This window comes from Jeotgalibaca sp. A122 (assembly GCF_052266715.1).
Lineage (GTDB): Bacteria > Bacillota > Bacilli > Lactobacillales > Aerococcaceae > Jeotgalibaca.
In genome coordinates, this window is record NZ_JBQPRB010000003.1 from 61,402 (window position 1) to 82,789 (window position 21,388).

Below are 21,388 nucleotides of genomic sequence, written 5' to 3' on the forward strand. Positions count from 1 at the left end.
TAAGCAAAAAGTCCCTAAAAGCTTTTTTTATGGTATGATTGAAGCATTATTTTTAAGGGAGAATCAGCACCATTGAAAATTCCGATATTGTTCGAGGACAATCATCTTCTTCTTGTCGAAAAGCCGGTCAACATCCCGGTTCAAGCCGACGCCAGCGGGGATCTTGATTTCCTTACAATGTTGAAACATGACATTAAACACCGGTACCAAAAACCCGGAAACGTATACCTCGGTCTCCTGCACCGCTTGGATCGGCCCGTTGGTGGGGCAATGGTTTTTGCCAAAACATCCAAAGCCGCCGCGCGCATGTCCGACATGCTGCGCCGACGCACGATCGATCGCACTTATTTTGCCATCGTCCATGGCAAACCCAGCACTAACGCGGGCACTCTTACGCACTACCTTTATAAAGACCGAAAGAAGAATCAAGTCTTCAGCGTGAACGCCAACCATCCGGAAGCCAAAAAAGCCGTTCTCGATTACCAAACAGTGATGACAAAAAACAACTTCAGCCTGCTCAAAGTCAACTTGCATACCGGCCGACCACACCAAATCCGCGTCCAGCTCGCAAGCAATGGCACGCCACTTTTCGGCGACCAAAAATACGGTGCACATCTCAATAAACACGGCCAACAAATCGCACTTTGGGCGACAAAATTACATTTTAAACATCCTGTGAAAAAGGAGCCGCTAACCATCTACTCAAGCCCACCAAACCAACACCCGTGGAATTTATTTCCAACTGTTATGGACGAAAGTTGAAAATGGGAGTAGAATCAAGTAATTAACAGGAGGGTAAATGAATGACAAAAAGTAAAAAATACGTATTAATAACAATTATAGCCTGTGCTCTTGCGGCTTCATCCGTCGGTTTGAACATCAACTTGAATGGTCTGTACATCCAGCCCGTCTCACAAGCAATCGGCGTTTCAACAGGAGCATTTTCATTACACTCCACGTTCATCAGTATTGGGATTGCGGTTGGTTCCATATCTGTTCCTGCATTCTTAAAGAAATTTGATTATCGTCTCATTGTCCTCGTTGCCAGTGTAGTCGCGGCAGTGATGACTTTTTTAATGTCACTTTCGAGTCAAGTGTGGATGTTTAGCGTCCTGGGCTTTATTCGTGGCTTCTCATCAGCATTCTTTGGCTTTGTTGGGTTACAATTTCTTATTAATAACTGGTTTATTGCGAAACATGGTTTAGTTACGAGTCTTGTTTTCAGTTTCGGTGGGGTGGCAGGTGCTATTCTTTCACCAATCGTTTCCAGTTTGATGGAGTCACAAGGTTGGCAAGCGGGTTACATCATTCAGTCTGTATTGTACCTGGTGTTTGCTTTACCAGCGCTTTTCATCCCATTCAAAGCAACACCGCAACAAGAAGGACTGGAACCCTATCGAGATGGTGAACAAGTCAAAACAGCTCAAGCAGGAGATTTCAAATCTGAAGTCAAACCATTCACCTACAAAACAAAAACCTTTGTCCTTGTCATTTTGGTGAGCATTTTTGCGACGGCGTTAACGGGCATGGTCCAACATTTACCAGGCGTTGCAACCGACTTTGGTTTTTCAACTGCCGTCGGTGCGATGATGATTTCTGCAGCTATGATTGCAAATATTATTTTCAAACTGCTGGTCGGAGTCTTGAATGATAAAAAAGGAGCCATTTTTGCCAATTTGGTAATGGTTCTGGCAGTTACTTCTGGATTCGGGTTGTTGCTTTTAGGGGCAAGCCAAATTTTCATGCTGAGTGGTAGTTTCATGTTCGGGTCCATCTACGGCTTAACAGCAGTGGGTATGGCACTTTTCATCAAGCATCTTTATCCGATTGAACATTTTGGAAAAGTTTTCCCAATCGTGAATTTTACCCAAAATATTGGTGCAGCTTTCGCCATTTCCATTTATGGATTCAGTTATGACTTAAGCGGAGGCTATACTCTGGCTGTTGTGGCATCCATGGTAGTAGCCGTCCTGATTGGAGCCTTAATCTTATTAGCAGACAAAAGTGTGAAGTGAAAACTTCGCACTTTTTTTCATGTCCCGTTATAATAGAAACAAATAACAAAGGAGGGGCTTCTATGGAAAACTTGACTGCCTTTGACGTGCGCGCAGCAAATGGTGCCCATGCAATCCGTATGGCAGGGAATCTCTTGATTGAAGCGGGGTACGTTACCGAACGTTACGTCGGCAAAATGATCCAGACCTACGAGAGCAATACACGTTATTTCGTCATTGCGCCTGGAGTCGCAATCCCACACCAACGGCCGGAATTAGGTGCTTTAAAGACCGGTGCGGCTATCATCACCCTGAAAAAACCAATCAATTTTGGCAACCCGGCGAATGATCCCGTTGATACCGTCATCGCCTTTTCAGCTGCAGATGACGAAGCCCATCTCAAGGTCGTCCGCCAAATTGCCCAATTTCTGCAAGAAAATGTGAATTCGAAAAATCAGGAGCAATTAGAATTGTTATTGAAAAAAATACTTGAGAATGCTATCTAGTTTCAAACTGGATAGTGTTTTTTTATACTCATTGATAGCATTACTTTTGTTTGCTAATATAGACAACGTAAGCGTTTACGAATTGGAGGTAAAAGAATGAATTGGTGGAAAAACAGTGTGATTTATCAAATCTATCCTCGGAGTTTTCAAGACTCAAATAATGATGGTATTGGGGATATTCCCGGCATTATTTCGCATCTGGATTACCTTGAAAAATTAGGTGTTGATGTCATTTGGTTGGGGCCGGTGTACCAATCTCCTGGTGATGACAACGGCTATGATATCAGCGATTACCAAGCAATCAATCCTGAGTTCGGGACCATGGAAGATTTGGATAATCTTATTAATGAAGCAAAAAAACGCAATATCGGCATCGTCATGGACCTGGTCGTAAACCATACTTCCGACGAACATGAATGGTTCCTGGAAGCAAAAAAAGGCAAGGACAATCCTTACCGCGATTACTATATTTGGCGTGATCCTGTCGATGGTGGTGTGCCAAATGACATGAAATCCACATTCAGTGGTCCGGCGTGGGAATTCGACGAAGCAAGCGGCCAGTATTACTTGCACTTATATAGTAAAAAACAACCTGATTTGAACTGGGAAAATGAAGAGATGCGCAACAAAATTTACGAAATGATGACGTTCTGGCTGGAAAAAGGTATTGCTGGCTTTAGAATGGATGTCATTGATCACATCGGTAAAGTTCCCGATGAAAAAATCATTACCAATGGACCGAAATTGCATGATTATATCCAGGAAATGAATCACAGATCTTTTGGGAATTACGATGTGATGACCGTAGGCGAAACGTGGAGTGCGACACCGGCCGATGCACCGCTGTACTCAGACCCGCAGCGCAAAGAACTTTCCATGGTATTCCAATTTGAACATATCGGGCTGGATGAGCAACCCGGCAAGTCAAAATGGGACCTCAAACCGCTGAATATCATTGATTTAAAAAAGACACTGACAAAGTGGCAAACCGAAATTGGCGAAAACAGCTGGAACAGTCTTTTCTGGAATAATCATGACACCCCGCGTATTGTTTCACGATGGGGTAACGACAACGAATACCGCGTTGAAAGTGCGAAGCTTTTCGCGATTCTGTTGCATTTGATGAAAGGAACGCCTTATATCTATCAAGGTGAAGAGATTGGGATGACCAACCGCGAACTTTCCGATATTTCCCAAGCACGGGATATCGAAACGATTAATATGTACCATGACCGCCTAGGTTCCGGGTATGACGAAGCGGCTATTTTTGAATCCCTCAATGCGAAAAGTCGTGACAATGCGCGCACCCCGATGCAGTGGAAGGATACTAAAAACGCAGGATTCACAACTAACGAACCGTGGATTCCAGCCAATCCGAACCACGAAACCGTCAACGTGGCCAATGCTCTAGAAGATCCAAATTCCGTTTTCTTTACCTATCAAAAACTGATTCAACTGCGGAAACAAAACCCGCTCATCGTCCATGGCAACTACACCTTACTGCTTCCGGACCACGAAACTATTTTTGCATATGAGAGGGAGTATGAAGGGGAGAAATGGGTAGTGGTCGCAAATTTGAGCGATTTTGAAGCAAGATTGGATTTAAAAACTACGCCAACTGAGACAATTATCAGCAACTACAATAAGACGTATGATCATTTAGCAGGTATTAAATTGGAACCTTATGAAGCATTTGCGGTGAAGGTGCTAAGCTAATAAAAATAGCCGGGGCTGGGAGTTATTTCCCAGCCCCGGCTATTTCACCGAATATTTGCTTCGTAAACGTGCTCAAAAAGGCAGCCCCGGCGTCACTTTGTCATGGTTGTTGCTGCTTCAGCAGCTTACAAACATGATACACTTGGGCGTCAGCCCACAGTGCCTCCATAATAATGCTCAGATAGTCTGCGACCATCTTCCGCTTATTCGCTCCAGTGATCCGGGGCTAAACGCCTTTTTTCCCACTCTCGGCTATTTCAATTAAAAGAACATTTTCAATACATCATCCAAAATACCATCATCACTATCTTTGGCCTTCTTGGCATCATTTCCGCCTGTTAAGCCGCCGAGTAATTCACCCAATAAGCCTTTCTTGCGGGTATCTTCTTGTAAGGACTTCGTCACTTTTTTAGCAGTTGCTTGCGTTTCTTTCTGTACACCCGCTTTATCAAGATGCTTTTCATTTTTCATGTCTGCTAGATATTTCAATACGACCGGTGCCAACAACACCAATACACGTTTGACCGCAGCAGGTGACATCCCAACGGAATTTGCAATCCGGTCAATTATCGAACCTTTGTCGTTGAACACATGGCCCAGAATCTTGTCGCCGTCTTCCGGATCCACTTGTTCTGCCACTTGATTGACTGATTGATACTGTTTGACATCCTGGTGTTTCGTCAAAGCCTCGTTTAGCGATTCCAAGCCTTTTTCATCTGCCGCGTTACGTTGCAGGGCTTGTAAAATGGCCGGCAAACCTACAGCCGCTACTTTGCCAAAGTCAGTCGCACTGACATCCGCACGTTTCGCCAACGTTTGCTTTTCAGCGGCCTGATCGTTATCCACAAATAAATCCAGTAAACTTCCTACATTATCAAATAATCCCATTTTAAATACCCCGTTTCTTTAATAGATATTTTCATTTTATAAAAGAAACCGAATACATACAAATAAAAGCCCTTCTCTAGAGTGTCTATCTAATTTTGATTAAACTGTTCATATTTCCCAAATTCAAATTCACATGATAAAATGAAAGCGGACACACAATGCCCAGTGATTAACACAGGGCAATATAAAAGGAGGAATTATAAATGAATAAGAAGTTTATTTTACCAATGCTTATCGCAGGTAGTTTTCTTTCTTTAGCGGCCTGTGGTAATTCAGGCGGAGATTCCGACACCGTCACTTTATATGTTTCCGGAGACGTTTCTGAAGGGAGCGCCTATGCGCAAATGGCAGAAAAGTACGAGGAAGAAACCGGCGTTCACGTTGAAGTGACCGACGTCCCTTACGCCGATTTAACAACAAAAATTTCCACTGCTGTCCAATCCGATGACGCGCCGGATGTTGCGCGTGTATCAGGTGTCGTACCTGATTGGGCAGATTACCTGATGGACTTATCTGATGTCGCAGAATCAGCGAAAACGATTGAATCCATCACCATAAAAAATGAAGAGGGCGTTGTCAAAGCGATCCCGACCGATATCACCGCGGTGGGTATGTTCATCAATACTGAACTTTATGACGAAGCCGGTGTTTCCTATCCGACTTCCGAAGATGATATTTGGACTTGGGATGAATTCGTGGCCGGACTAGAAGAAATCATGGACAAAACGGACGCCCGTTTCGGACTTGTGATGGATGCTTCAGACCACCGTCTCCGTGCATTTACTTATCAATTTGGCGGTAAAGATTTCTTCTTGAATGAAGATGAAACTTCTTACATGACTGACGAAGAAACGATTGAAGCAATTGAATATTTCAAGGAACTCAATAACAACGGTATCATGCCGAAATCGGTCTGGACTGCTGGTGAAGATGCTTCCGCAATGTTCAAGAGTGGCCAAATCCCAGCTTACATGTCTGGTAGCTGGCAAATAAAAGACTTCTCGGAAAATATCGATTTCGAATGGAAAGCTGTTTATATGCCTTATGAAGAAGTACGTGCAACCAATATGGGCGGTAACTTCATGGTTGGCTTTGAAAATGGGGCAAACCCGGAAGGGGGCCGCGCCTTTATCGAGTGGCTTTACCAACCAGAGAATTACACGCAACTAGCGACTTATGCGGGTTACTTACCTGCACTTGAGGGCGTAAGCGTTGAATATGATAGTGGCCAAGAAGCTTACGATATTTATATCAACGAAATCACAGCAGCCGATGAAGTTTCCGGTAAACAAACATCCGATGGCGTGTCCCGGACGATGCGTGGTTATACAGGACTGACCGGTGCTTACCGTGATTCAGTCGTTCAATATTTGAATGACGAGATTGAGATCGACACAGTGATTGAGAATACCATCGAAGATTATAACAATGGGTATTTAGAAAAATAAACACCCCGGATTAGATCCTGATTTCCGGATCTAATCCGTTTTTTTAAATAAAGGAGGGAAGGGAATTGCTAACAAAATTAAAAAGAAATAAATGGCCGCTCATCTTCACCGGTACCAATATCATCTTATTTATCCTATTCTTTTTACTACCCGCAATTCTCGGGTTTTATTATTCACTAACGGATTATAAAGGCTTCTCAACGCCGAACTTCATCGGCTTTGAAAATTATACGGAATTATTCCAGGACCCAAGTTTCTACCGTGCGCTCTTGCGAACCTTCCGCTATGCCATTACGCTTGTACCACTGATTTATGTCGTTTCCTTGAGCATCGCCTTGCTCCTCAACAGTAAATATGCCAAGGGACGCGGCTTGGGACGGATTGTTATCTTCCTACCCTGGACCATCTCGGGAATCATTGCTGGGGTCATTTGGAAATGGCTCTTTGGGGAACATTTCGGATTTATCAACTATGTTATTTCCGTCATTGGTGGCGAACCGCTTCCGTGGTCGTCCAGTGCAAATGCTGCCTTCTCAGTAATCGTCATGGCTGCTCTATGGGGTGGGACAGCCTTCAACATGCTCCAATTTTCTAATGCGCTAAAAAATATTCCGGCCTCGCTCTATGAGGCAGCCGACATGGATGGGGCAAATAGTCGACAAAAGTTCTGGAACATTACCTTGCCGTCCATCAAGCCGACCTCCTTCATGGTTATCTTGTTGGGATCCATTGGGTCCATGAAAGAATTCGCGCTCGTCCAATCATTGACTGGTGGTGGACCAGGGACGTCGAACGTTTTTATCGTGCAATACATCTACCAAACTGGTTTCGAAAAAAGACGAGTGGGCTATGCGAGTGCCGCATCGATGGTGCTCTTCGCCATCCTGCTATTGCTGGGTCTCGTGCAAATGCGAATAGGGGGGAAGAAACGTGACTAAAAAAACCTACGATATTTCAAAGCTACACGACAGGACCGCGACAATCTTGCTTACAACAGCACTTCTGATTGTTGTTGTGCTATATAGTTTTCCCTTACTCTGGTTTGTGTTAAGTTCCTTCAAACCTGGCTCGGAATTATTCACATATCCATTGAGTATCTTGCCGGAAAACCCGACACTCCAAAACTATAATGCAGCCTGGAATAGTCTGGATTTTTTTCGGTACTTTGGCAACACCATGATTTCTTCTGTTGTAACTACCATCTTGACCGTATTTGCCAGTGCGACCTGTGGCTACGCTTTTGCTAAATACGACCAAAAATGGCTTAATTTCTTTTTCATTTGTATCATCGCAACGACGATGCTGCCAACTGAAGTTATCATGAACCCAGTGTTCATTATTATCCGTGAACTCGGACTGTACGATAGCCTGGCGGGCATCATCATTCCGTCCATCAATACCGCAACCGGCATTTTTATGTTCCGAACCTTTTTCGTATCCGTGCCCGACGACCTCGTTGAATCTGCACGAATTGATGGTGCGACCGATGGGCAAATTTTCGCACGCATCATGTTTCCGATTGCCAAGCCTGTCATCCTGACGCTCAGTATTTTTTCATTTCAATGGCGTTGGAATGACTATATTTGGCCATTGATTGTTTTGAACGATCCCAAAAATTACACGTTGCAAGTTGCCCTCAGAGGTTTGGTCGGCGCCGAGAATATCAACTGGACCATTCTTATCGCCGCATCCGTCGTCTCGATTATTCCGTTGCTACTCGTGTTTATTGTATTCCAACGGTACATTACCGATGCAAATATCACAACCGGATTGAAAGGATAAGAACTCGGCAGTATATGTGTGAGTAGGCACATTTACTGCTGAGTTTTTTTATAAATCGGAAGAAAAACCCTCAAAAAAAGATTCTAGTTCCGACTTCAACCCAAAAGTCGGAACTAGAATCTTCAAAATCAATTTTTATTTCATCATTTCACGCGGAAATGCCGCCAGTACTTTTTCCGCAACAAACAATAATACAAGGCTACAGGGGCGCTGAACAAAAACAGAACGCCGACCACCGAAAAGCGCCAGTTCAACAGCCAAATCGCTCCAACACCGACAAGCATCCCTAACGATTGCAACGGGAACATCCACGGCAAAACCAGACTATCCTTCAGTTTCTGCCAAGGTGAACCTGCCAGGGTTCCATAAAATATAAAGAAGTAACTGATAGTCAAAAAAATAATGACCCACAACACCACAAAAACCGGCATCACCACTGGAGCAAACGTCGCTATGACACGGTAATTAACCCAGGAAAAAGCCAGCACCGCATACAATGGGATCATGAATCGGATGCTTTCATTCCAGACCCGGCGGTAAACTTCATAAAAGAATTCATTGATGACAACGTCTTTCCTTTCCCAAATCAAGGCACGCAACACTGCACATAAGGCGAGGGTGGCAGGACCAATGCCTAAGAGGACACCGCCAGCCAACACCCCAACAAACCATAAAATATTCAAATAAACCAACGAGCTAAACCACTGCATGGTCCGCATCAAACCGTGGCTAAGTGTTTCTTCTGATTCATACATAAAGCCCTTTACACCCCTTTTTTGGTGACGACTGCTATTTCTTTATATAATATAAAACGTTTCCAATATTGTCAATTCAATATTTTTAAAAATTAAGTGTTGACATCTTCGGAGGAAATAAGTATATTTAGCTTAGTAAAGCGCTTCACACTATTATAACAAAGCGGGGAGGGGAACCAGATGGCTACGATTTATGATGTCGCAAAAGAGGCGGGTTATTCGATTTCGACCGTTTCCAAGGTCTTGAATAACAGCACCAATGTGAGTGAACGGGCCAGAAAAAAAGTCCAACAGGCTATCACGGCTTTGGGATATGTTCCCAGCTCGTCCGCACGTACGCTCGCAACAAAAAAATCACAAATGATAGGAGTGGTGTTCTCAGAAAATTTGGGCGTCGGAATGGCCCACCCGTTTTTTGGTCCCGTTATTGAAGGATTCCGTCAGTTCGTGGATATTTATAATTATGACTTATTATTTGTTTCCAGAAGCATCAAAGGTGAAGAGAATTATACCGACCAGTTGATCCGAAGAGGGGTTGACGGTATCGTCATCTTCAGTACTGATTCAGATCGTTCGGATCTCCAAATCTACAGGGAACTGGGCATCCCATGTATCTTTATCGACACGGATGTGCATGAATTCAATTCGGTCTTCAGCGACAACTACCAAGGCGCGAAAATGGCAGTGGCACACCTTGTGGGGTTGGGGCACAAAAAAATTGCCCATATCCACGGTGAAAGCAGTGGCTTTGTCGGCCAGGAGCGGATGCGTGGTTTTATGGAGGCAGTCAAAGAGAATCATTTGCACCTTCCACCAGCCTATAGTGTCAATGGCGGTTTTTATTCAGCCGATGGAGGCCGTTCAGCCATGATGGAACTTTTACGTTTACCGGAACCACCGACAGCGGTTTTCGTTTCCGGGGATCAGATGGCAATCGGGGCAATCCAAGCTATCAAGGAATACGGTCTGCGAGTGCCGGACGATATTTCCGTCGTTGGCTTCGACGACATTGAAATTGCGAAGTATATGGAGCCGGCTTTGACAACTGTTGCACAGGATAAAGAAAAAATCGGCCAGCAAGCCGGCGTCATAGTCATTGACAGTATCATGACTCCCGACCGTCTGCCAGTCCGGAAAGTTATCCCGGTCCGCTTGATTAAACGGGCGACCACAGCTTCACCTAAATTAGCTTAATACTCTTGGTTATGCTTGCATAACCATCATTTTTACTAGAAAAGTAAAGCGCTTTACATAAAATGCAAGCGCTTAATAAAAATAAAGAGGAGCATTCAAATATGAAAAAATGGGCAAGTATTGTAGGCGTTGCGGGTTTGAGTTTGGCATTGGCAGCTTGTGGGGAACCAGAAGCGGATTTAACAATCACGTCGTTTACCGATGAATTACAAAGACCGATTGATCGCTTTGAAGAATTGCACGATGTGACTGTTGAGTTGCAAATCATCCCGACAGCTGATTACCGTCAAACGATGCAACCGGTTCTTGAGAGCGGCGATGGCGCACCGGACATTTTCACGGGTGAAATCGTGTACATGCAACAATGGCTGGATGCCGGTTACTGGACCAACCTTTCCGAAGATCCGTTCAACGTCGGTGAATGGGAAGATGATTATGTCGAGTACGTTTACGACCTAGGAAAAGACGAAGACGGCAATGTTCGTGCCCTTTCATGGCAGACGACCCCAGGTGGTATCTACTACCGCAGAAGCATCGCCAAAGAAGTACTGGGAACGGACGATCCGAAAGAAGTCGGGGCGATGATGGCATCGATGGATGGACTGGTTGAAGTGGGTGCGAAAATGAAGGAAGCAGGCTACGCTTTGTTCCCTGATGAAGGCTCAATTTCCAAGTTCACCAGTTTTGCGACAGGCGGTAGCGATCCGCAGCCATGGATCAACGAAAACAACGAACTGATCGTGACGGACGAACGCCTTTCTTACTTTGACTACGCGAAGACCATGCGTGATGAACAATATACGGCTTTGGCACCAGCTTGGTCACCATCTTGGTATGAATCCTTCAACGGACCGATCACTTACAACATGGGCTGGGAAGAACTGGAAGAAAATCCGGATGCAAGCGGTCAAATCGAAGTCTTCGCAGTGGCCTTGCCAACTTGGGCACTGGATGCCGTATTCAAGCAAGAAGCCAATGCCAATTCCGGCGACTGGGCTATCACTAACGGACCAACGCCATACTTCGAAGGTGGTACATGGTTAGGGATTTATGAAGGCTCTGAAAACAAAGATCTTGCTTTCGAATTCGTGAAAATGATGACGCATGACGAAGAATTCTTGACGGAATGGGCCGAAGAAACCGGTGACGTCCTCAGCTTCAAGCCAGTCACAGATGCCATCAAGGATGACGTGTCCGACGAGTTCCTGGGTGGACAAAACCATTACGAATTCTTCTTGAGTGAAGCAGAGAAAATTGATGCCAGCGTTGTGACCCCTTATGACCAACAACTGAACGATTTGTTTGGTGCCCAAGTAGGTGCCTATGTCGAAGGTGAAATCAGCAAAGAAGAGGGTATCCAAGAATTTTACAATCAAGTAAATAATGCTTTCCCAGACATCATTACGCCTGACGAAAGATAACAATCGATTCAATTTGGGATTCTCAAGCGAGAGTCCCGGATTTTTTAGTAATTTGGGATGACAAGAGGGAAAGTGCGAACCACAGACGAAGTAACTGTCTTGAAGTTCGCACTCGACCCTCATTCACTTTATGGGTCCAAACAAGCACGCTTTAAGCTACAAGGAGGATAAAAAATGGGAAAGAATTCAAATAGGGCGTACCTCTACATTGCGCCGTTCGTCATTGTGTTCCTGACGTTCAACATCTATCCAATCTTACTGACATTTTATTTTAGTCTGACGAGCTACTCCGGCATGGGCGGTATTGACAATGCCACATTCGTTGGCGTGGGTAACTACTTGCGTCTGGCGCAAGACAAATACTTCATCGAATCACTCTTGAACACCTTGATTATTTGGGGCAGCGGCTTTATTTTTCAAATCGCTATCGCCTTGGGTCTGGCCCTTATTTTCAGTGACATCCAGTTAAAGATGAAAGGTATCGGCTTTTTCCGGACCCTTTTTTATCTGCCGAACATCATTACCGTGGCCTCTGTGGCCTTATTGTTCAGTTTGGTACTGGACTGGAACTACGGCGCTCTCAACCAGATGCTGTTGGACATTGGTATCCTCAAGCAACCCATCAACTGGCTCAGCAACACCACCTATGCACGAGGAGCGGTCGCCAGCATCAATACGTGGATGTGGTTCGGGCAAACTTTCATCATTCTGTTGGCAGGAATTGCGGGCATTTCCACGGATTACCTGGAGGCTGCACTGATTGACGGGGCCAATTGGTGGCAACGATTCCGTTATATCACCTTGCCGCAACTGAAACCAATCATGCTTTATGTGATGATTACATCCCTTATCGGTGGTTTGCAAATGTTCGATTTGCCGATGCTCTTGACAGACGGCATGGGCGCACCGCGCGGCTCATTGAACACAATGGTCCTTTATTTATACAATCAAGCCTTCAAATACAATAACTTCGGGTATGCATCCGCCATCGCCTACGGATTATTCTTGATCACCGCTATTTTCTCGGTCATCATCTTCCGGACGATGTATAGCAACACGAACAAGAAAGGGGCATTAAAATGAGAAATACCGAATCAATCAGCAGCCAGACCGTCGCGGTAAAAATCGGCAAAAGATACAACAATCGGATAAAAGTACTAAAAGTGATTCTTTACATTTTCCTGATCCTTTTGTCGGTTGTTTCGGTCATCCCCTTTGTGATGATGATCGTGAACGCCACTCGTTCCAACGGGGAAATTCTACGCGGTTTTACCTTGATTCCTGGCCAATCGTTCCTCGAAAATTATAATGTCTTGATTAGCTACATGGATGTTTGGCGTGGCTTTGCGAACAGCCTTTTCGTGGCCACATGCGTGACGGTTTTGAACGCATACTTTTCCGCCTTGACCGCCTTCGCCATGGCCTTTTACGAATTCAAGGGAAAAAATCTTATTTTCGGGGCTTTCCTGGTCATCATGATGGTGCCTGGACAGCTCGGTCTCTTGGGGCAATATGAATTGAACAGCACTCTCGGTATCCTTGATACTTATTGGCCTTTGATCATCCCATCCATCGCGGCACCTTTTACGGTCTTTTTCTTCCGTCAATACCTGGTGTCTTCCATGCAGGTTTCCATTTTGGAAGCAGCCCGGATCGATGGTGCAACCGAACTGTACATGTTCCATAAAATAGTCTTGCCGATTTTGAAACCGGCTATCGCGACGCAAGCCATCTTTACATTTATCGGCACATGGAACAACTATATGACACCACTGATCATGCTACGGACACCAAGCAAATTCACGTTGCCGGTCATGATGGGGGCCTTGAATGGGTCACCGGTAGCCATGAATCTGGGCGCCATGTATCTGGGAATCGCCATTTCCGTCGTTCCAATCATGTTGGCCTTCATGTTCTTCTCGAAAAATATTATCAACAGCATCTCTGCTGGTGCAGTGAAATAATTAAAGTAGGTGAACAATTTTGTATCAATTGAATGAAAAAAATGAATGCATCATTGCAAACTACCAAACGGCGTCACCTTTTTCAAGTTTCTTGCCGGGCATCGCCGGTCTGAAGGGCATCCCCTTGTGGTCATTTTATGTCAACCGTGGCCAGGCCATCGCCAGCTTCGGCATTGAGAACAAGGATGGGGCAATCGCTGAATTTTTCCCGGCGGACAAAGCCTATCAATTCACGCCATTACAAGGCTTCCGTACATTCCTGAAAGTGACGAGAAACGGCAACACAAAGCATCTCGAACCTTTCGGGGTGCCAAATGCTGCCGGCAACGAAACGATGAAAATCGGCATGAATCATATTGAACTGACTTACGAAAACCCTGAAGAAAAGGTGGCGGTCCATGTCCGCTATTACATCCTGCCCAATGCTCCCATCGGTGCGCTGGTGCGGGAAGTGCGGATGACGAACGCAAACGCCGAACCGATTCAGCTCGAACTCGCGGACGGCTTGGCGGCGATCCTGCCGGCTGGGATCACCAATGCCGGTTACAAGGAAATCGGTAACACCCTAAAGAGTTGGTTTGATGTCAAAACCGTCGACAACCGCTTCAACTTTTACCATTTGCGCGGCAGTACTGAAGACACGGAGGACGTGAAGGAGATCCACAGTGGAAACTTTTATGCGTCCTTGATTGATGATGAAAAAGCAGCCATTATATATGACCGCGACCTGATTTTCGGTCACGACCAAACCTTAAGGACGCCGCAACATTTCCTGCACCACAACGTAAACGAAATCAAGCTGGAAGCCCAAATTCCGACCAACAAAAGCTCTGGTGGCTTTACGCTGTGGGGTGACGAAGTGGCTTCGGGGCAAACAATCACGCTCCAGACTTTGGTGGGATACGGGAAAGACGAAGCAACGATTGCATCCTTTTTGGAACAACACTTCAATGCGGCTTTCCTCGACGCCAGTTCTTTGACAGCCCAAACCTTGACGGCCGAATTGACCGCAGCCATCCAAACCAAGACCGCCGACAGCCGTTTCGACAGCTACGCCCGCCAATCCTATTTGGACAACGGCCTGCGTGGGGGTTTCCCGACCGTCCATTCGCATGACGGGAAACACAAAACCTATTACGTCTATTCCCGCAAGCACGGCGACCTGGAGCGGGATTATAATTTCTTTTCTACTTCCCCGACCTATTACTCCCAGGGGAACGGGAACTACCGGGACATTAACCAGAACCGCCGAATGGATGTTTTCTTCACGCCGGAAGTAGGCGATGACAACCTGCACCATTTCATGGAACTGATTCAGTTAGACGGCTACAACCCGCTTGTCATCAAGAAAGTACGTTATACCTTCAATGGTGACAGCACCCTGTTCCTGACCCAAGCGGCTGACAACCAGAAACTGGTTCGTTTCTTCCAGCAACCGTTTGAACCGGGGGAACTGCTGGCTTTCCTGAAAGAAAACAACATCACCTTAAATTCTTCATTCGAAGCGTACCTGGCCTTCGTTCTCAGCGAAAGTACCGAAAACCTGGAAGCGGACCACGGCGAAGGGTTTTGGATCGATCACTGGACTTATAACACCGACCTGATCGAAAGTTATCTGTCCCTTTACCCGGACAAGAAACAGGAACTGTTTTTCGAACGACCTTATAAATACTATCAAAACAAGGCGTTCGTAGAACCGCGCGCGAAGAAGCATATCAAACACGGCGAGCGGTTCCGTCAGTTCCATGCGGTCCGCCACGGGGAAAATGAAACCAGCCAGTGGGTCCAGACGCCAGATAACCAACCCCCGACGACCACCCTGTATGCCAAACTCGTGTTGTTGACGGCAGTGAAAGCCGCCACTATCGCGCCATTCGGTTACGGGATTGCGATGGAAGCCGGCAAACCCGGTTGGAACGATTCCCTGAACGGCTTGCCGGGATTGTTTGGCGCCAGCACATCGGAACTGTATGAACTGAAACGCCTTATGACCATCATTAACGCGGTGGATGGACCGGTGACCCTGCCGATTGAGGCCACTCGCCTCCTGGACAAGCTCCAGGCGCATTTTGAAACGATGACTACAGACGACCAAGCTTTTTGGGACCGGACCACCACATTATTGGAAAATTACCGCGCCGATATTTATCACGGACTATCCGGTGAATGGTCAACGCTGGCAGCCAAGCCTTTGTTGGCCGCTATCACCAAGCGGGTGGACGAAGCGGTGACAGCGGTCGAAGCCTACAACGGCGACGGGCTCCTGCCGACTTACTTTTACTTTGATAAAGAAGCGGACCATTTTTCAGCCCATGCGGTGACACCGTTCCTGGAGGGAATCGTCAAAAAAATGAAAGTGACCGCCAATCCGGTTGAAGCACGCCAACTCTATGAAGCCGTGCGAAAGTCGGAAATATTCGACCGCAAACTCAACATGTACAAAACCAGCACACCGCTGACCGACGAACCAATCGAGCTGGGTAGGGCGAAGTTTTTCACCCGTGGCTGGTTGGAAAACGAATCGGTGTTCCTGCACATGTCCTATAAGTATTTATTGGAAATTCTGAAGAGCGGCCTGTATGAAGAATTCTATGAAGATAGCCAAACGATGCTGATTCCGAATTTGGATCCAGCCGTATACGGCCGCAGTATTTTGGAAAACTCATCCTTTATCGCCAGCTCCGCCAATCCGGATCCGAGCATCCATGGCAAAGGTTTTGTGGCTCGTTTGAGCGGGTCGACCGTTGAATTTCTGGAGATGTGGGTCCGGATGTTCATCGGTGAGACGCCATTCACGTACACCGACCAGCTCGGGTTCCAATTACGACCGGTCCTGCATCAAGGATTATTCCAGGAAGACGGTACGGTCCAATTCAAATTATTCGGGGCCATCGACGTCACCTATGTCAATGAAACCAAACAAAATACGTACGGAAAAGATGGTGTCAGACCGGTCCGATACACACTCACCTACCTGGATGATCACGAAATCGCGGTTGAAGGCGAGTGGGTGGACGACCAAGGGGCACGCGCAATTCGAAATAAAGAAGTGAAGAGCATCCGCGTGACACTTGCTTGACACGAAGGAACGAGGGAAAGCAATGAAGAAATATATTGGTATCGATATCGGCGGGACGAATATTAAATACGGCCTGTTGGATGAAACGGGCACCATCCTTCACAAATCAAAAAGCAAAACCAGCACCAAGGGCCAAGAAATCATCAGCCGAGTCAAAGAAATCGTGGCAACCTATCAAGAAAACCATGAAATCGCCTCCGTTGGAATCAGTGTGCCCGGTGTTGTTGAGGCGACCGGCTTTATGACGACCGGCGGAGCCATTTTCGATTTTTATGGTATCCATTTGAAAGATATCCTCGAAAAAGAACTGGGCGTTCCGGTGTCGGTTGAAAATGACGCCAACAGTGCTGCCTTGGCCGAAAAATGGCTCGGAGCCGGCAAACAGTACGCGAATTATTTCACGGCTGTGGTCGGGACCGGCATCGGTGGGGCCATCATCATCAACCATGATATTTACCGCGGTGCCCATGCGACAGCGGGGGAATTTGGCTTCATGATCAACAAATTTATCGAGGCGGGCGATACGCGCTTGGCATCGCTCAGCTTGACCGGTTCCGTCCAATCCGGTTTGGTTCAACGTTACCAAGACGAAACGGGGACAACAGCCGAATTGGACGGCGAACAGATATTTACCTTGGCCGCAGCGGGTGACACCAATGCCCAAGCGATCATCGATGCGTTTTATCATCATCTCGCCATCGGGATTTACAATGTCCTGGTGACCCTGGACCCGGAAGTGGTGTTGGTCGGAGGCGGAATCAGTGCCAACCCAGCCTTTATCAAAGAATTGAATCGCCGCGTCCGGGCTTTGCAGGCTGGACACCGCGATATGGAAAATATGACCTTAGCCGAAATCCGCCCGTGTCATTTCCTGAATGATGCCGGGATTGTCGGGGCAACTTACAAGGCCATGAAAAGCTGCAAGGAGGAGAACGTAGAGAGTGGAAAAAACGAAGTTACGGCACTTATTTGAGCAAATGACCTTCCAGGAAAAAATTGGCCAGCTCGTGCAAGTCAGCCCGCACTTCCTGGATGAAAATCCGGAAGAAGGCACCTTGACCGGTCCGTTACAAAATGTGATTTTGGCGGAAGAAGACCGCTTTGTCGTCGGGTCGACGTTGAATACCCAAACCCGGGAACAAGCGGCTGCGATTCAGAAACGCTTTTTGGAAAAAAGCCGCTTGAAAATCCCGTTGTTATTGATGGCGGATGTCATTCACGGCTACCGGACCATTTTCCCGATTCCGCTTGCGCTTGGCGCCAGTTGGAATCCAGCCCTGATTGAGGAAATGGCCGCATTATCAGCCAAGGAAGCCAGCAGTGAAGGGATTCAGGTCACTTTTTCCCCGATGGTTGACTTGGTGCGTGATCCGCGCTGGGGACGGGTGCTGGAGAGTACCGGTGAAGATCCTTATTTGAATCAGGTTTACGCAGAAGCATTCGTTACGGGCTATCAAGGGACAGATCTGGAAAAGGATCATGAGAAGATTGCGGCCTGTGTCAAACATTTTGTCGGCTACGGCTGGGCTGAAGCTGGACGGGACTACAACCGCGTCGATATGTCGGAAGTGGAACTGCATCAAAATCATTTGCCCGCTTTTCAAGCTGCCATCGAGGCCGGGGCCAAATTGGTGATGACTTCTTTCAACGTCTTCAACGGCACGCCGGTCACGGCCAACAAACCGCTCCTCGAAACGGTTTTGCGGGAACAGCTGGGCTTTGATGGGGTCATCATTTCCGATTGGAATGCAGTCGGCGAACTGATCAATCATGGGGTGGCCGAAGACCATACCCAGGCAGCCCAACTGGCGGTGGCGGCGGGAATCGATATCGACATGACGTCCTACAGTTACATCCATGCCCAGGAAGAACTCGCTCCTTTACAGGAAGCAATTGATGCATCCGTGTGGCGCGTGTTGAATTTGAAGAATGATTTAGGTTTGTTTGAGAATCCTTATCGGGGCCTGACCGAAGAACCGGTTGATACCGAAGCTTTGCGGGGTGAAGCCCGTAAGTTGGCCAGCCAAACACTGGTATTGTTGGAGAACCACGACCAAACATTGCCACTCAAAGCGGATAATGCCATCGGCTTGGTGGGGCCATTTTCCCAAAGTCAGGATGTGCTGGGTTCCTGGTCCTTAATGGGTGACCCATCCCAAAGCGTGACTCTGGAAGCGGGAATGAAGCCCTATGCTCGCCAGTTGCAGGTAGCACCGGTCGCGGAAACGACCGCCATCTCAGCATCCGAATGGCAAGCCATCCACAACGTGTTCGCCACCAGTGAAACTTTGGTGGTGGCTCTGGGTGAAGCCAGCCGCGAATCCGGCGAGGGTGCCAGCAAGTCCGACATCACCCTGCATCCGGTCCAAATCGAGTTGTTGAAACAAGCCCACGCCACCGGCAAGAAAGTCGTGACTGTGCTCTTTAACGGCCGGCCGCTGGATTTGCGAGCGGTCAAACAGTATTCCGATGCCGTCCTGGAGGCTTGGTTCCCCGGGACAGAAGCAGGGAATGCCGTGGCGGATGTCTTGTTCGGTGCCGTCAACCCGAGCGGGAAATTGTCCATGTCTTTCCCGTACACGACCGGCCAAATTCCGGTTTATTACAACCAGATCCGTACCGGCCGTCCACTGACCGAGGAAACAAAAGGCTACCAATATGTATCACGCTATTTGGATATCCCGAACGAACCGTTGTATCCTTTCGGGTACGGAAAAAGCTACGCTACATTTGAGTTGCGGGAAATCGAACAGAGTACGACCGAACTCGATCCGGATGGCGAAATCCATTTCAGCGGCCTTATCAAGAACACGAGTAATTACGACGGGACGGAAACCATCCAACTTTATATCCATGATCAAGTCGCGACCGTGTCACGGCCAGTCAAGGAGTTGAAAAAGTTCCAAAAAATCACGGTTCCGGCGCAAAGTGAAGCACCATTCACGTTCACTTTGATCGAAGCTGATTTGCGTTACATCCATCCCGACTTATCAAACCACGCCGACCCCGGTCTGTTTGACGTCTTTATCGGGACGGATAGTCTTGCCGAAAAGGTGGGCACATTCAAGTTACTAGAAGGAGGAAAAGGTTAATGAAGGGTTTCAAGCATGATTTTCTTTGGGGTGGCGCCGTTGCGGCCAACCAAATCGAGGGTGGCTGGAATGAAGGTGGCAAAGGTATTTCAACCGCTGATGTCATCAGCGGCGGCTCCAATACGACGGCCCGGAAAATAACGGACGGGGTGGTGCCCGAGTATCATTACCCAAGCCACGAAGCGGTTGATTTCTACCACCGTTACAAGGAAGACATTGCCTTGTTCGCGGAAATGGGCTTCAAGAGTTTCCGGACCTCCATCGCCTGGAGCCGCATTTTCCCATTGGGGGACGAAACCGAACCGAACGAGGCGGGTTTGCAGTTTTACGATGACCTGTTTGATGAATTGCTGAAATACGGGATTGAACCGGTCGTGACCTTGTCCCATTTTGAAATTCCTTATCATCTTTACAAGCAATACGGCGGTTTCCGCAACAAGCAGCTGATTGATTTCTTTGCCCATTATGCGGAAACGGTGTTCGAACGCTACCGTGACAAGGTGAAGTACTGGATGACGTTCAACGAAATCAACAACCAGGCAGATGGTTACCATCCCCTGCATGTGTTTAACAACTCGGCCATCATTTTCGAAGAGGGCGAAAACAAAGCAGAAGTGGTTTACCAAGCGAGTTTGAACGAACTAATCGCCAGCGCCAAAGCCGTCAAAATTGGCCACCGCATCAATCCCGATTTCCAGATTGGTTGCATGATGGCCTATGTCCCGGTTTATCCGTATTCTTCCAATCCAGATGACATGATGGCAGCCGTAAAGGCCATGGACCGCCGTTTCTTCTACAATGACATCCATGTCCGCGGCGAAATCCCAGGTTACGTTTTGAAAATCTGGGAAAAGGAAGGCTATCAGATTGACTATACGGAAGAGGAGTTGCAAATCCTGCGCGAAGGGACAGTGGACTACATCGGTTTAAGCTATTACATGTCCAATACCGTGACCGCCTTGGAGAATGTCCCGGGTAGACAGGATGGGGCGATTGATGGCTTGAAGTTGACCGACAACCCCTATCTCGAAAAAAGTGACTGGGACTGGCCGATTGACCCGGTTGGTTTGCGTTATATCCTGAATGTCTTGAGCGAACGCTACAACCTGCCTTTGTTTATTGTGGAAAATGGTTTTGGTGCATACGACACGGTTGAGGCGGATGGCACCATTCAGGACGACTACCGCATCCATTATTTGCGTGAACACATCAAGCAAATGAAACAGGCCGTTGAAGAAGATGGCGTTGACCTGATCGGCTACACACCTTGGGGCTGCATCGACATCGTCAGTTTTTCCACCGGTGAAATGGAGAAGCGCTATGGATTCATTTACGTCGATAAAGACAACCAAGGCGAAGGGACCCTAGACCGCAAGAAAAAGGCGTCTTTCGATTGGTACAAGGAAGTGATTGCCTCGAACGGGGAAAACTTGTAACGATGATCGACTCGGCAGCAAATTCGCTGCCGAGTTTTTTTGGGTTCGCCAAACCCTTTAAATTGCTTTCATCCCTCATTTAATATAAATTTAATCCAATACGATTAACGAAA

17 protein-coding genes are annotated in these 21,388 nt (G+C 47.1%); 15 read left to right on the forward strand and 2 right to left on the reverse strand.

Going from position 1 to position 21,388, the window contains the following annotated elements; all coding sequences use genetic code 11:
- Positions 1-72 precede the first annotated feature (72 nt).
- From ACTU7M_RS04550 to ACTU7M_RS04565, 4 genes are all read left to right on the forward strand, one after another.
- A complete protein-coding gene (locus tag ACTU7M_RS04550) occupies positions 73-762 on the forward strand; it encodes an RluA family pseudouridine synthase (protein ID WP_443473194.1) in 690 nt (229 codons plus the stop codon).
- A gap of 41 nt (positions 763-803) precedes the next feature.
- A complete protein-coding gene (locus tag ACTU7M_RS04555) occupies positions 804-2,015 on the forward strand; it encodes an MFS transporter (RefSeq protein WP_443473195.1) in 1,212 nt (403 codons plus the stop codon).
- 62 nt (positions 2,016-2,077) lie between these two features.
- Positions 2,078-2,500 (forward strand): PTS sugar transporter subunit IIA, encoded by a 423-nt coding sequence (locus ACTU7M_RS04560; RefSeq protein WP_443473196.1) that lies wholly within the window; start codon positions 2,078-2,080, stop codon positions 2,498-2,500.
- 96 nt (positions 2,501-2,596) lie between these two features.
- Positions 2,597-4,216, forward strand: coding sequence for a glycoside hydrolase family 13 protein (locus ACTU7M_RS04565; RefSeq protein WP_443473197.1), 1,620 nt, complete (start codon positions 2,597-2,599; stop codon positions 4,214-4,216).
- 261 nt (positions 4,217-4,477) lie between these two features.
- Here ACTU7M_RS04565 and ACTU7M_RS04570 read toward each other — a convergent pair whose 3' ends face one another.
- Positions 4,478-5,104, reverse strand: coding sequence for a DUF937 domain-containing protein (locus ACTU7M_RS04570; protein WP_443473198.1), 627 nt, complete (start codon positions 5,102-5,104; stop codon positions 4,478-4,480).
- Between the two features lie 203 nt (positions 5,105-5,307).
- Between ACTU7M_RS04570 and ACTU7M_RS04575 the strand changes: the two genes are divergently transcribed.
- The 3 genes from ACTU7M_RS04575 (at position 5,308) to ACTU7M_RS04585 (ending at position 8,334) form a co-directional block, all read left to right on the forward strand.
- Positions 5,308-6,552 carry an ABC transporter substrate-binding protein gene (locus ACTU7M_RS04575; RefSeq protein WP_443473199.1) on the forward strand — a complete coding sequence of 415 codons (1,245 nt, stop codon included), beginning with the start codon at positions 5,308-5,310 and terminating at the stop codon, positions 6,550-6,552.
- Between the two features lie 65 nt (positions 6,553-6,617).
- The gene (locus ACTU7M_RS04580) at positions 6,618-7,490 is read left to right on the forward strand and encodes a carbohydrate ABC transporter permease (protein ID WP_443473200.1); all 873 of its coding nucleotides are present in this window, start codon (positions 6,618-6,620) and stop codon (positions 7,488-7,490) included.
- Complete coding sequence (locus tag ACTU7M_RS04585; protein ID WP_443473201.1) at positions 7,483-8,334, forward strand: carbohydrate ABC transporter permease; 852 nt, start codon at positions 7,483-7,485, stop codon at positions 8,332-8,334. The genes ACTU7M_RS04580 and ACTU7M_RS04585 overlap by 8 nt, the downstream gene beginning before the upstream one ends.
- Before the next feature lie 143 nt (positions 8,335-8,477).
- On the opposite strand, the gene ACTU7M_RS04590 is transcribed toward ACTU7M_RS04585, so the two are convergent.
- Positions 8,478-9,089 (reverse strand): YesL family protein, encoded by a 612-nt coding sequence (locus tag ACTU7M_RS04590; RefSeq protein ID WP_443473202.1) that lies wholly within the window; start codon positions 9,087-9,089, stop codon positions 8,478-8,480.
- A gap of 180 nt (positions 9,090-9,269) precedes the next feature.
- Between ACTU7M_RS04590 and ACTU7M_RS04595 the strand changes: the two genes are divergently transcribed.
- The 8 genes from ACTU7M_RS04595 to ACTU7M_RS04630 all read left to right on the forward strand — a co-directional run bounded on the left by ACTU7M_RS04595 (position 9,270) and on the right by ACTU7M_RS04630 (position 21,275).
- Positions 9,270-10,283 (forward strand): LacI family DNA-binding transcriptional regulator, encoded by a 1,014-nt coding sequence (locus ACTU7M_RS04595; RefSeq protein WP_443473203.1) that lies wholly within the window; start codon positions 9,270-9,272, stop codon positions 10,281-10,283.
- Positions 10,284-10,384: 101 nt separating this feature from the next.
- On the forward strand, positions 10,385-11,704 hold the full coding sequence (locus tag ACTU7M_RS04600) for an ABC transporter substrate-binding protein (RefSeq protein WP_443473204.1): 1,320 nt from the start codon (positions 10,385-10,387) through the stop codon (positions 11,702-11,704).
- A 174-nt stretch (positions 11,705-11,878) separates the two neighbouring features.
- A complete protein-coding gene (locus tag ACTU7M_RS04605) occupies positions 11,879-12,787 on the forward strand; it encodes a carbohydrate ABC transporter permease (protein WP_443473205.1) in 909 nt (302 codons plus the stop codon).
- Entirely contained in the window at positions 12,784-13,668 is an 885-nt protein-coding gene (locus tag ACTU7M_RS04610) for a carbohydrate ABC transporter permease (RefSeq protein ID WP_443473206.1), read from the forward strand. The genes ACTU7M_RS04605 and ACTU7M_RS04610 overlap by 4 nt, the downstream gene beginning before the upstream one ends.
- A gap of 19 nt (positions 13,669-13,687) precedes the next feature.
- The gene (locus ACTU7M_RS04615; protein WP_443473207.1) at positions 13,688-16,747 is read left to right on the forward strand and encodes a hypothetical protein; all 3,060 of its coding nucleotides are present in this window, start codon (positions 13,688-13,690) and stop codon (positions 16,745-16,747) included.
- Positions 16,748-16,769: 22 nt separating this feature from the next.
- Positions 16,770-17,720 (forward strand): ROK family protein, encoded by a 951-nt coding sequence (locus ACTU7M_RS04620; protein ID WP_443473208.1) that lies wholly within the window; start codon positions 16,770-16,772, stop codon positions 17,718-17,720.
- A complete protein-coding gene (locus ACTU7M_RS04625; protein ID WP_443473209.1) occupies positions 17,689-19,839 on the forward strand; it encodes a glycoside hydrolase family 3 N-terminal domain-containing protein in 2,151 nt (716 codons plus the stop codon). Before ACTU7M_RS04620 ends, ACTU7M_RS04625 begins: the two co-directional genes overlap by 32 nt.
- On the forward strand, positions 19,839-21,275 hold the full coding sequence (locus ACTU7M_RS04630; protein ID WP_443473210.1) for a 6-phospho-beta-glucosidase: 1,437 nt from the start codon (positions 19,839-19,841) through the stop codon (positions 21,273-21,275). Before ACTU7M_RS04625 ends, ACTU7M_RS04630 begins: the two co-directional genes overlap by 1 nt.
- Positions 21,276-21,388: the final 113 nt, after the last annotated feature.